The following is a 13443-nucleotide window of genomic DNA, read 5'->3' on the forward strand; positions in this document are numbered from 1 at the left end:
AAAAAATAAACACAAACCTTAAAAAAATAGAAAATGACCAGAAAATTATTCGAAAAGTTAGCTGCGATGCTTATGACATTGATGATGTCAGCGGTAATATTTGCGCAGCAGGGCTATGAACCGATCCGTGGGATTGGGGTAGAGGCAAAACCTGTCAACAATTCAGGGATTTGTCTAGCATGTTATAACGGAAGCATGAATCCGGTGGTGGACGCAAGTCTTGATAACAGTGTAAACATGGGGAATTTTGCTTCTTTGTTAAGTGGAAACGGAATCTCTGTAAAAAATAAAAATACAACCTATCCTGCGGGATATATTACCGGATTTAATGTAGATCTTGGGACGAGTTTTATTACCGTTGATCTTTTAAGTTCTTTACGAATCAGTACTTATAAGAATGGTGTTCTTCAGGAGACAACTACCAGCAGTACACTTTTATCAGTACCAGCATTCGGAGGAAGTAAGAACAGGATATTCCTGCACTTTAAAACTTCAAAAGAATTTGATGAAGTAAGACTGTATCAAACAAATGTTCTTTCCATATTCAGTGCTATGAATGTATACTATGCATTTGCATTTGATCCTGCAAAAGTACCTACAGATAATAATGGTATTTGTGATGATATCATTGCAGGAGGCGGTGTTGACGGAAATGTATCCGGAAGCAGCAGTTTCCTGGCTCCGCTTTCTTATGTTCAGAATAAAGAAAGAATTGGGGATGGAAATAAAAACTCTTACGGATCAATAGTTCTTCCGATCGGATTGTTGGGATCTTATTCAGTTGGAGTACTTGACAAAAACCAGATTTATCCTGCAGGTAACAGAACGGGGTTTGTTATAGAACCTGATGATCAGGGGAAGCTGTTAAGTGCAGAGTTTTTAAAAAATATTACAATAGAGACTTATCTTTACGGCCAGCTTCAGGATTCAAAACAGTTGTCTGACGGAGGAGGCTTGATTAATATTAAAGTGTTAGGATTTGGTTCAGGAAAGCAGAAAGTTACATTAACAACTACTAAACCTTTCAATGAAGTACGATTAAAAATTACCCAGACAGTAGGATTTAATTTAGGAGCTTTAAAAGTATATTATGCTTTTGAAGAACCCGTTTCTTGCGAATGTGATGATAAAATCCAGACAAGTGGTTCTGCTGTTCCCGGAAATTTGGTAACCGGAACTTCGTGGACATCAGGTCCGGGATTCCTTGGTCTTATTTTGGCGAAGATGAGCAATCCGGAAGCGATTGTTGATAATAACCCGTCTAATTATGCAACGGCTACAGTTCCGGCAGCATCCTTTCTTAGTATTTTTTCAGCATTTGCAACGGTAAGCAGTGCGAGTGTGCTTCCTGTCAATACGATGGCTGGGTTTACTGTAGAAAAAGCAGGAAATCTTCTCGGAGTAAGTGTTCTGGAAAATATTACTGTAACATTATACAATGGAAATACCCTGACAGATACCTTTACAAGTTCAGGCAGTCTTATCAGCGGTAACTTCTTCACAACGAATTCAAATAAATTCTATGTAGGAGGAAAAGCTACAAAGCCTTTCAATCGTATTAAAATTACATTCAACAGTGGAACTGCCGTTCGTATTCCTCAAAATTATTATATCTATAACGCTTTTGCGAGCAGAGATGATGATAACGATGGTGTTCCGAACTGCTTCGACCGCTGCCCTGGAGGTGATGACAGTATAGATAATAACGGAAACGGAATTCCTGACTGTGCAGAAGGCTGTACAGAAGTGAATGACAAATCTCCTGCACTGGATACAGACGGAGACGGTATTGTGGATGCTTGTGATCTGGATTCTGACAACGACGGTATTCTTGATGTTGTGGAAGATTTTGATAAAAATGGCAAGTTTCAGGATGATGATAATGAAGGAGATATTCTGTTAACGCCGGTATTGGGAGATTCAGTTCCGAATTATCTGGACCTTGATTCTGATAACGATGGTATATTAGATCTGTTTGAGTCTGGGATCCCTGTATCAGTAATCAATCAGATTGATGCAGATCACAATGGAGTTATTGACACTAATGTTCCGGTAGGTAAAAACGGTATCGCTGATATTCTGGAAACTTCACCAGACTCAGGAGTATTGAAATATGCAATTAAAAATACAGATGGAGATGATAAACCTGACTTCCTGGATATTACTTCCAATGGTTCAGATCTTGACCTTTATAAGATTGGAAAAGAAAATCTCGATACATTAGGAGGTGGGTTCATCTCTACGATTAATGATAAAGACAAAGATGGTATTCAGGCTGTTGTAGATACAGACCTTGTGAAAAGAGGTTCACCGGATTCACCACTTTCACCTTATGCTTCATTGCTGAAAAATGCTTCCAAAACTGCTGCGAAAATCACAGCTACGGAAATTGCAGATGCCGCAAATGATGTAAAAATATATCCAAACCCTGTAAAAGCAGGAGAAAATCTTAGAATCACATCTGTAGAAGAAGGAGTGTATACGCTGTTCTCTGCACAAGGACAGGTAATTAAGACAGATAAACTGAATGCCAATACCGGTATTGATACGTCTTCACTTCCTACAGGGGTTTATATCATTAAAATAGAAACCAAATCAAAAATAAAATCTTATAAGGTTATTGTGAAATAGCCATAAGATTAGCTTGTGTTGTAGAGGGGTTGCTCATATTTGGGCAGCCTCTCTTGTTTTAAGAGTCTAGAAATGAGAGGATTTATTTGTTATTGTGGATAATTTTTTGTATATTTGCCCCTCTTTTGGCGCGAAAAATTGTTTGTAAATTTATAAAATACTGAAAATCAACTCTTTCATTGTGAAAACGTGAGAGGGATTTCGTATATGTAGATATTGCGGTAATGCTGCCTCAAAAGTAATAAAAATATTTTGCATTACACTGTGAAAAGATATACCAGTGTTGCAGTTAGAAAGAGCCAAGTGCATAGTTGAAAGAGTTCTAAGGTCTTCTGTGAGCGCCAAAAACACTTTTACCTTTTACTTTTACCTTGTTTCTTGTTCTTTTCTGATATTTTTTAATGAATCAAAATATTTTTTAACCCTTTCTTAAAAGTTTTATGAGTAAAACAAAATCAACAACTCAAGGAAATCCGAGAATTAATTTCTCATCAGCGAAAGGAAAAATTATCACTCCGGACTTTTTGGATATCCAAATTGAGTCTTTCAGAGAATTTTTCCAGCTTGATACACTTCCTGAAGCCAGAAAGACAGAAGCTCTTTACAAGACTTTCCAAGAGAATTTCCCAATTACGGATTCAAGAAACCAATTCGTATTAGAATTCCTAGACTATCTGGTAGATTCTCCACGTTATTCAATCGATGAGTGTGTGGAAAGAGGACTTACTTATTCAGTTCCTCTAAAAGCTAGACTTAAATTGTATTGTACTGACCCGGAACACGAAGATTTCCAAACTGTGGTTCAGGACGTATATTTAGGTCCGGTTCCTTATATGACGCCAAGTGGTTCTTTCATCATCAACGGTGCTGAGAGAGTTATCGTTACGCAGCTTCACCGTTCACCTGGTGTATTCTTCGGACAGACTTACCACGCGAACGGGACCAAATTATATTATTCAAGAATTATTCCTTTCAAAGGATCTTGGATGGAATTTACAACGGATATCAACAGCGTAATGTACGCGTATATCGACCGTAAGAAAAAATTACCATTAACAACTTTATTAAGAGCTATCGGGTACGAATCTGATAAGGATATCCTTCAGATCTTCGACCTTGCTGAAGAAGTGAAAGTTTCTAAAGCTGCCCTTAAAAAAGTAGAAGGGAGAACATTGGCTGCGAGAGTATTGAACACTTGGTTCGAAGATTTCGTAGACGAAGATACAGGTGAAGTAGTTTCTATCGAAAGAAACGAGATCATCTTGGATAGAGAAACAATCCTTGAAAAAGAACACTTAGATCTTATCCTGGATGCTGGTGTGAAATCAATCCTGATTCACAAAGAAAACAGCAACGAATTCTCTATTATCCAGAATACATTACAAAAAGACCCTACCAACTCTGAAAAAGAAGCAGTAGAGTATATTTATCGTCAGTTAAGAAATGCAGATCCACCAGATGAGGAAACTGCAAGAGGAATCATTGAAAAATTATTCTTCTCTGAGCAGAGATACTCTTTAGGTGAAGTAGGACGTTACAGATTGAACAAAAAGTTAGGTCTTAACATTCCTACAACAACTGAGGTTCTTACAAAAGAAGATATCATTGCTATCGTAAGACACTTAATCGAACTTGTAAACTCTAAAGCTGAGGTTGATGATATTGACCACTTATCAAACAGAAGAATTAAAACTGTTGGTGAGCAATTAGCAGGGCAGTTCGGTGTAGGTCTTTCAAGAATTGCAAGAACAATCAAGGAAAGAATGAACGTTAGAGATAACGAAATCTTTACTCCGCTTGACCTTGTAAATGCTAAGACATTAACATCTGTAATTAACTCATTCTTCGGTACCAACCAGCTTTCTCAGTTCATGGACCAGACCAACCCGTTATCAGAGATCACTCACAAGAGAAGATTATCTGCACTAGGGCCTGGTGGTTTATCAAGAGAAAGAGCAGGTTTCGAGGTTCGTGACGTTCACCATACTCACTACGGAAGAATTTGTCCGATTGAAACTCCGGAAGGACCAAACATCGGTTTGATTTCATCTCTGGGAATCTATGCGAAAATCAACAATCTTGGTTTCATCGAAACTCCATATAGAAAAGTAGAAGGTGGTAAGATTGATCTTAACGCTGATCCTATTTACTTAAATGCAGAAGATGAAGAAGATAAGGTAATTGCTCAGGCAAACGTTGAATTGAGTGATAACGGAGACTTCTTAACAGACAGAATTATTGCAAGATTGGATGGTGACTATCCGGTAGTGGAGCCTGCTCAGGTTAACCTTATCGATGTAGCTCCAAACCAGATCTCAGGTATTTCCGCTTCATTGATTCCTTTCTTGGAACATGATGATGCGAACCGTGCATTGATGGGATCTAACATGATGCGTCAGGCCGTTCCTCTATTGAAGCCACAGGCTCCAATCGTTGGTACAGGGCTTGAGCAGCAAGTTGCAAGAGATTCAAGAATCTTAATTAACGCTGAAGGTACAGGTACTGTAGAGTACGTAGATGCTGACAAAATCGTTATTAAATATGAAAGAAGCGAAGACGAAGATTTAGTACAATTCGAGTCTGCTACTAAAACATACAAACTTACTAAGTTCAGAAAAACCAACCAGAGTACAACCATTACCCTAAGACCAAACGTAAGAGTAGGTGATGTAGTGGAAAAAGGACAAGTACTTTGCGACGGTTATGCTACTGAAAAAGGAGAATTAGCTCTTGGTAGAAACTTAGTAGTAGCGTTCATGCCTTGGAAAGGATACAACTTTGAGGATGCAATCGTAATCAATGAAAAAGTTGTACGTGAAGACTGGTTTACTTCAATCCACGTAGATGAGTATTCTCTTGAAGTTCGTGATACCAAATTAGGTATGGAAGAGCTTACAGCAGATATTCCAAACGTATCTGAAGAAGCTACCAAAGATCTTGATGAGAACGGTATGATCAGAATCGGTGCTGAAGTGAAGCCTGGAGATATCATGATTGGTAAAATTACTCCAAAAGGTGAATCTGACCCGACTCCTGAAGAAAAACTTCTTAGAGCAATCTTCGGTGATAAAGCTGGTGATGTAAAAGATGCATCATTAAAAGCTGACTCTTCATTAAGAGGAGTTGTTATCAACAAGAAATTGTTCTCTAGAAACATTAAAGACAAAAAGAAAAGAACTGAAGAAAAACTTAGACTTGAAGAAATTGAAAACACTTACAAGGCTAAATTTGATGAGTTGAGAAATACTTTAATTGAAAAATTAAATACACTGGTAAGCGGTAAAACTTCTCAAGGGGTACAAAATGACCTTGACGAAGAAATCATCGGTAAAGGTGTGAAATTTACTCACAAATTATTGACTTCAGTTGAAGATTATGTAAATGTTAGTGGTGCAGACTGGACAGTAGACGCTGATAAGAATGAATTGATCAAACAATTAATTCACAATTACAAAATCAAATATAACGACATCCAAGGAGTTAAAAACCGTGAGAAATTTGCTATTTCAATCGGAGATGAGCTTCCAGCAGGGATTATGAAGTTGGCTAAAGTTTACATCGCTAAGAAACGTAAACTGAATGTAGGAGATAAGATGGCAGGACGTCACGGTAACAAAGGTATCGTTTCAAGAATCGTTCGTGAAGAAGATATGCCGTTCTTAGAGGATGGAACACCAGTAGATATCGTATTGAATCCACTAGGGGTACCTTCTCGTATGAACATCGGTCAGATCTATGAAACAGTTCTTGGATGGGCTGGTCAGAAGCTGGGAATGAAGTTCGCTACACCAATCTTTGACGGAGCAACTCTTGATCAGATTACTGAATATACAGAGAAAGCAGGTCTTCCTAAATTCGGTCACACTCACCTTTATGATGGTGGTACCGGAGAAAGATTTACTCAGGCTGCGACAGTAGGTATCATTTACATGTTGAAACTAGGACACATGGTTGATGATAAGATGCACGCACGTTCTATCGGACCTTACTCATTGATTACTCAGCAGCCGTTAGGAGGTAAAGCTCAGTTCGGAGGTCAGAGATTCGGAGAGATGGAGGTTTGGGCACTTGAAGCATTCGGTGCATCCAATATCTTGAGAGAAATCTTGACTGTGAAGTCGGATGACGTGATTGGTAGAGCAAAAACTTATGAAGCAATTGCAAAAGGTGAATCTATGCCTGAACCAGGTATTCCGGAATCATTCAACGTATTACTTCACGAGCTGCAAGGTCTTGGATTAGACGTAAGACTAGAGGAATAATTTTAAATTTTAAATTATAAATGTTGAATGGCAACATTCAGAAATTAATCTAAAATCTAAAATCTAAAATTTAAAATCTAACAAATGTCAAATAAAAATAAAACAAGTAGATTTAATAAAATAACCATCGGTTTAGCTTCACCGGAGTCTATTTTACAGGACTCAAGAGGGGAGGTTTTAAAACCGGAAACTATTAACTACAGAACTCACAAACCTGAAAGAGACGGATTATTCTGTGAGAAAATCTTTGGTCCTGTAAAAGATTACGAATGTGCTTGTGGTAAATACAAGAGAATTCGTTACAAAGGGATTGTTTGTGACCGTTGTGGTGTAGAAGTTACTGAGAAAAAAGTAAGAAGAGAAAGAATCGGTCATATCGGATTGGTTGTTCCTATTGCTCACATCTGGTACTTCCGTTCATTGCCAAACAAAATCGGATACCTTTTAGGAATCCCTTCTAAGAAATTAGATATGATCATCTACTACGAAAGATATGTAGTGATTCAGCAGGGTATTGCTAAAAAATTAGATGGGTCCGATTTCGAAAATATGGAATTCCTTACAGAAGAAGAATACCTTGATATCATGGAAACTCTTCCTGTAGAAAACCAGTATCTTGATGATTCTGATCCAAATAAATTCATCGCCAGAATGGGTGCTGAAGCTGTAGAAGATCTGTTAAAAAGAATCGATCTTGATGCATTGTCTTTCGACTTGAGACACAAAGCTCACAACGAAGGTTCTAAACAAAGAAGAACAGAAGCTCTTAAAAGATTGAACGTTGTAGAAGCATTAAGAGGTGCTAATACAAGAATGATCAACAGACCAGAGTGGATGATCATGCGTGTACTTCCTGTTATCCCACCAGAATTAAGACCATTAGTTCCATTGGATGGAGGACGTTTCGCAACTTCTGATTTGAATGACCTTTATAGAAGAGTAATTATCAGAAATAACCGTTTGAAGAGATTATTGGAGATCAAAGCTCCTGAAGTAATCTTAAGAAACGAGAAGCGTATGCTTCAGGAATCTGTAGATTCATTATTCGATAACACAAGGAAATCTTCTGCAGTAAAATCTGAATCAAACAGACCATTGAAATCACTTTCTGATTCATTGAAAGGTAAGCAAGGTCGTTTCCGTCAGAACTTACTAGGGAAAAGGGTAGATTACTCTGCGCGTTCGGTAATTGTTGTAGGTCCAAACTTACAGCTTCACGAATGTGGTATTCCTAAAGATATGGCAGCTGAACTTTACAAACCATTTATCATTAGAAAACTAATTGAAAGAGGGATTGTAAAAACTGTAAAATCTGCAAAAAGAATCATTGATAGAAAAGAACCAGTAGTTTATGATATCCTTGAAAACGTGATGAAAGGACACCCTGTTCTATTGAACAGAGCACCTACGCTTCACAGACTAGGTATCCAGGCTTTCCAACCTAAGATGATCGAAGGTAAGGCAATCCAGCTACACCCGTTGGTAACAACAGCATTCAACGCCGATTTCGATGGTGACCAGATGGCGGTACACTTACCGTTAGGACCAGAGGCAATCCTTGAAGCTCAGTTATTGATGTTAGGTTCTCAAAACATTTTGAACCCTGCAAACGGTTCTCCAATTACAGTACCTTCTCAGGACATGGTTCTTGGTCTTTATTTCATGACTAAAGAATTGAGCTCTACAGAAGATATGAAAGTAAAAGGTGAAGGTCTTGCATTCTATTCTCCTGAGGAAGCGGAAATCGCTTATGCTGAAGGTAGAGTTTCTTTAAATGCTAAGGTAAGATGTAGACTACCTGTTAAAGAAGATGGAGTAATAGTAACAAGATTGATCGAAACTTCTGTAGGTAGAATTTTATTCAACCAGATTGTACCTAAGCAGGTAGGATATATCAATGAACTTCTTACTAAGAAATCATTGAGAAACGTTATCGGTAAGATCCTTGCTGATACAGATTTCCCTACAACTGTGAAGTTCCTTGATGCAATGAAAGATTTAGGATATTCAAATGCATTCAAAGGAGGTCTTTCATTCTCACTTGGGGATATTGTAGTTCCTGTTGAGAAAAAGCAGATGATTGCTTCTTCAATTGAAACTGTAGATGAAATTAGAGCTAACTATAACATGGGTCTAATTACCGATACAGAACGTTATAATCAGGTAATCGACGTTTGGACAAATACCAACGCCGGATTAACTGAAATGATCATGAGCAGAATGAAAACTGACCAAGGTGGGTTCAACTCTGTATATATGATGCTTGACTCTGGAGCGAGGGGTTCTAAAGAACAGATCCGTCAGTTATCAGGGATGAGAGGTTTGATGGCAAAACCGCAAAAAGCCGGTTCTACCGGAGCGGAGATCATCGAAAACCCGATCCTTGCAAACTTTAAGGAAGGTCTTTCGATTCTAGAGTACTTTATCTCTACCCACGGTGCTCGTAAGGGTCTTGCGGATACCGCTCTTAAGACAGCCGATGCTGGTTACTTAACGAGAAGATTGGTAGACGTTGCACAGGACGTTATCGTTACAGAAGACGACTGTGGAACACTGAGAGGTACAGAAGTTACTGCACTTAAGAAAAATGACGAGATCGTTGAAAGAATCTCTGAAAGAATCTTAGGTAGAGTATCTCTTCATAATATTTACGATCCTGAAACTGACGAGCTTATTGCAAGCGCAGATCAGGTGATCATTGAAGCATTGGCGAAAAGAATCGAAGAAGCTGGATTAGAAGCTGTTGAGGTTCGTTCACCATTAACTTGTGAAGCTAAGAAAGGTATCTGTGCTAAATGTTACGGTAGAAACTTAGCAACAGGTAAAGTGATCCACATGGGTGAAGCGGTAGGTGTAATTGCAGCACAGTCAATTGGGGAACCAGGTACTCAGCTTACGTTGAGAACCTTCCACCAAGGGGGTACTGCAGGAAACGTATCAGAAAACCCATCTATTGTTGCAAGAAGAGATGGTATCGTTGAAATGGATGAAGTAAGAACTATTACTTCTGAAGATGAAAACGGTAATACTGCTGAAGTTGTAGTTTCCCGTTCAACAGAATTCAGATTAGTTGCTGATAATGAGTTCAGAACTCCATTAATGGTAGCTAACGTACCTTACGGATCTATATTAGCTGTAAAACCAGGTGATAAAGTGAAGAAAGGAGATACAATCTGTAGATGGGATCCATATAACGCGGTAATTATTGCAGAAACTTCAGGTAAGGTAGAATACGAGGATATCATCCAGGGTATTTCATTCCAGCTTGAAATTGACGAACAGACAGGATTCGAAGAGAAAGTAATCTCTGAATCTAGAAATAAGAAAGCCGTACCTACCTTGAAAGTGGTAGACTCTAAAGGTGTTGAGCAGAAAGCTTACAACTTACCGGTAGGAGCCCACTTAATGGTTAACGATGGTGAAAAAATTAAGGCCGGTAAAGTCTTAATCAAAATCCCAAGAAAATCTGCAAAAGCAGGGGATATCACCGGAGGTCTTCCGAGAGTTACCGAATTATTTGAAGCAAGAAACCCTTCAAACCCAGCGGTTGTTACTGAAATCGACGGGGTAGTTTCTTACGGAAAAATTAAGAGAGGTAACCGTGAACTTATTGTTGAAGCGAAAACTGGAGAAAGAAAAATTTACTTAGTTAAATTATCAAACCAGATCTTAGTACAGGAGAATGACTTCGTAAGAGCAGGTTCTCCGCTTTCTGACGGTTCTATCACACCAGAAGATATCTTAAGAATTAAAGGTCCAACAGCAGTTCAGGAATACTTAGTAAACGAGATCCAGGAAGTTTACCGTCTACAAGGGGTAAAAATCGACGACAAGCACTTCGAAATTATCGTAAGACAGATGATGACGAAAGTATCTATCGTAGATGGAGGTGATACTCAATTCCTTGAAGGAGCTCTTGAGCACAAGTATGATTTCTTGGAAGAAAACAACAGAGTATTCGGTCTTAAAGTAGTAGTAGATGCTGGTGATTCTAAAGAATTCATGCCAGGTCAGATGATTACTGCAAGAGAATTAAGAGATGAAAACTCTAAGTTGAAGCGTGAAGATTTAAGTCTTGTAGAAGTAAGAGAAGCTCTTCCTGCTACAGCAACTCCTGTACTACAAGGTATTACAAGAGCAGCCCTTCAGACTAAGTCATTCATGTCTGCAGCATCGTTCCAGGAAACTACTAAAGTTCTTAACGAAGCAGCTGTTGCTGGTAAAGTAGACGATCTTAACGGTCTTAAAGAAAATGTAATTGTAGGTCACAGAATCCCTGCAGGTACAGGTCTTAAAGAGTATCAGAACGTTATTGTAGGTTCTAAGAAAGAATTCGAAGACCTTAACTAAAATTAATGATTTGAAATTTGGGATTTGAAATTATTTTTATATTTTCACAATCTCAAATTTCGAATTTTAAAAACATAATTTATAACAATGGACAACAATCAAAATCCACAAGACGGAAACATCAACATCGAATTAAACGAAATGGTAGCTGCTGGTATCTATGCTAACCTAGCTTTAGTAAACCACTCTCCATCTGAATTTGTAGTAGACTTTATTCAGTTGATGCCAGGTGTTCAGCAAGCTAAAGTAAGATCAAGAGTTATTCTTGCTCCACTTCACGCTAAAAGAGTATTAAACGCTCTTCAACAGAACATCGCTAACTACGAGCAGCAGTTCGGAGAAATCAAAGAAGTTGAGCCTTTCGTATTAGGAGGAAACAACGTTCAAGCGTAAGATTTCTTTTTTACAATAAAATAAGAATGCCCTGGTTTTTACCAGGGCATTTTTTATGAGGTAAACCATGCAGCAGAAATGAAAATTGAATCTGTTTAATTGTTAATTTTATTTAATAAGATAAAAATATATAATAACCATTCATCAATTTTATATCTTTGTTTGAGAAAAAGTATAAAATATAAGATATGATTGATAAAGCATTCGCTGTGGGCAAATTTGGCTTTTTAGGTGCTGATTTTTTATCTGAGCTGGAAAAACATGCTGTTGCAATTGATATAAAAGCCAAAACCGAAATCATAAGAGAAGGGCAGAAAAATAAGTTTGTGCCTTTCCTGATAAAAGGCTCTATCAAGGTTTTTACTCTTAATGATGGCAGAGAACTTATCTACTATTATATTAAACCCAAAGACAGCTGCCTTATGACTTTTTCATCTATTCTTACAGATTATGTCAGCAGGGTATATGCCATCGCTGAAGAAGATTCGGAAGCTATTCTTATCCCCGTTACCATAATGCATGATTGGCTGATAAAATTTCCGGAAATCAATAAACTGTTTTACCATGAATATGACCGTAGATTTTCAGAAGTGATGAATATGGTGAATGATGCAGTATTTCACAGGCTGGATAAAAGAGTCCTGAATTATATCAAACAGCAGATTTCATCCACAGGAAACAATCCCATTAAGATAACCCATCGTGAAATTGCCAATAGTTTGGGAACTTCCAGGGAAGTAGTGAGCAGAGTTTTGAAAAAAATTGAAAGCGAAGGTGAAATTGTTCAGACCAAAGAAGGGATAAAAGTACCTGTAAATGAAAATGTTAGAATAATCTAATTCTAATTGTTTGAAAAGTTTATTTTCATCATCGATAAAAACAATTTGGATGGTGACTTTTATCACCTGTTTTTGAATTGAGAACTCGATAAGTTTGTTATATCATAATTTAATTCAAATTGTATATGACGAAAACTCTCTTATTTTTGTCAGTATTTGCATCAGGTCTTGTCTTTGCACAGGAAGATCTGCTGAAAGATATTGACACGGTGAAAACCAACACAGAAACTTCACAACCCGCCTTCAAAGCTCTTCAGATTGTTACGGGACAATCTACAAAACTGGCCGCCAAAAAAGAATGGTACATTGTCGTTGCCCACAGATTTGGAGATATAAGCGCAGGGTTTAAAGACTTTTTCGGTCTGGATCATGCTTCAACCAAATTAGGTGTTATCTATGGTATTTCAGATGCTGTCTCCGTAAGCCTTTCCAGAGAAACGAATATGAAAACGTTTGAAGGTGCAGTGAAATATAGACTGGCAAGACAAAACGAAAACTTCCCGGTGGATATTGTGGGGTACAATGTAATGGGTGCCAATACTGAACTGGATAAAGATAATTATCCACACCTTAAATTCAGTGACAGACTTTCTTATCTTACACAGGCATTGATCTCAAGAAGGTTCAATGATAAGCTTTCCTTACAGATTACCCCTTCTTTTGTTCATAAAAATCTTTACGAACCCACCATTGAAAACAAAAATCAATTTTTAGCAGGTTTGGGAGGACGCTATAAAATTTCCAAAAGAGTTTCTGTAAATGCAGAATATTTTGTGAATTTCGACGATCACAGTTTTTATAAAAACCCATTATCATTAGGGGTGGATATAGAAACCGGAGGACATGTGTTCCAGCTTTTATTAACGAACTCCCAGATAAATTCAGATATCGGATATCTTACCAATGCCACTGGAGCATGGGGAAAGGGACATATTTTCTTTGGGTTTAATCTTTATAGAGTTTTTTAA

The 13443-nt window shown here is 37.8% G+C and carries 6 protein-coding genes; all 6 read left to right on the forward strand.

What is annotated here, in order from left to right; translation table 11 throughout:
* The first annotated feature begins 33 nt into the window (after positions 1-33).
* The 6 genes from OL225_RS00220 to OL225_RS00245 all read left to right on the forward strand — a co-directional run bounded on the left by OL225_RS00220 (position 34) and on the right by OL225_RS00245 (position 13443).
* Positions 34-2631, forward strand: a complete 2598-nt coding sequence (locus tag OL225_RS00220; protein WP_264516884.1) for a T9SS type A sorting domain-containing protein — start codon at positions 34-36, stop codon at positions 2629-2631.
* A gap of 440 nt (positions 2632-3071) precedes the next feature.
* Positions 3072-6893: a DNA-directed RNA polymerase subunit beta gene (rpoB, locus tag OL225_RS00225; RefSeq protein WP_264516885.1), complete on the forward strand. Its 3822-nt coding sequence runs from the start codon at positions 3072-3074 to the stop codon at positions 6891-6893.
* A gap of 84 nt (positions 6894-6977) precedes the next feature.
* Complete coding sequence (gene rpoC, locus OL225_RS00230; RefSeq protein ID WP_047379238.1) at positions 6978-11243, forward strand: DNA-directed RNA polymerase subunit beta'; 4266 nt, start codon at positions 6978-6980, stop codon at positions 11241-11243.
* 87 nt (positions 11244-11330) lie between these two features.
* Positions 11331-11636 (forward strand): DUF3467 domain-containing protein, encoded by a 306-nt coding sequence (locus OL225_RS00235; protein WP_002976436.1) that lies wholly within the window; start codon positions 11331-11333, stop codon positions 11634-11636.
* Between the two features lie 188 nt (positions 11637-11824).
* Positions 11825-12475, forward strand: a complete 651-nt coding sequence (locus OL225_RS00240; RefSeq protein WP_264516886.1) for a Crp/Fnr family transcriptional regulator — start codon at positions 11825-11827, stop codon at positions 12473-12475.
* A gap of 125 nt (positions 12476-12600) precedes the next feature.
* On the forward strand, positions 12601-13443 hold the full coding sequence (locus OL225_RS00245) for a DUF5777 family beta-barrel protein (protein WP_264516887.1): 843 nt from the start codon (positions 12601-12603) through the stop codon (positions 13441-13443).

This window comes from Chryseobacterium viscerum (assembly GCF_025949665.1).
Lineage (GTDB): Bacteria > Bacteroidota > Bacteroidia > Flavobacteriales > Weeksellaceae > Chryseobacterium > Chryseobacterium viscerum_A.

Bases quoted from the DNA above. Each gene is read 5' to 3' on its own strand.
- OL225_RS00240 (WP_264516886.1), top strand. From the start codon at position 11,825: ATGATTGATAAAGCATTCGCTGTGGGCAAATTTGGCTTTTTAGGTGCT.
- rpoC (WP_047379238.1), top strand. From the start codon at position 6,978: ATGTCAAATAAAAATAAAACAAGTAGATTTAATAAAATAACCATCGGT.
- OL225_RS00235 (WP_002976436.1), top strand. From the start codon at position 11,331: ATGGACAACAATCAAAATCCACAAGACGGAAACATCAACATCGAATTA.
- rpoB (WP_264516885.1), top strand. From the start codon at position 3,072: ATGAGTAAAACAAAATCAACAACTCAAGGAAATCCGAGAATTAATTTC.
- OL225_RS00220 (WP_264516884.1), top strand. From the start codon at position 34: ATGACCAGAAAATTATTCGAAAAGTTAGCTGCGATGCTTATGACATTG.
- OL225_RS00245 (WP_264516887.1), top strand. From the start codon at position 12,601: ATGACGAAAACTCTCTTATTTTTGTCAGTATTTGCATCAGGTCTTGTC.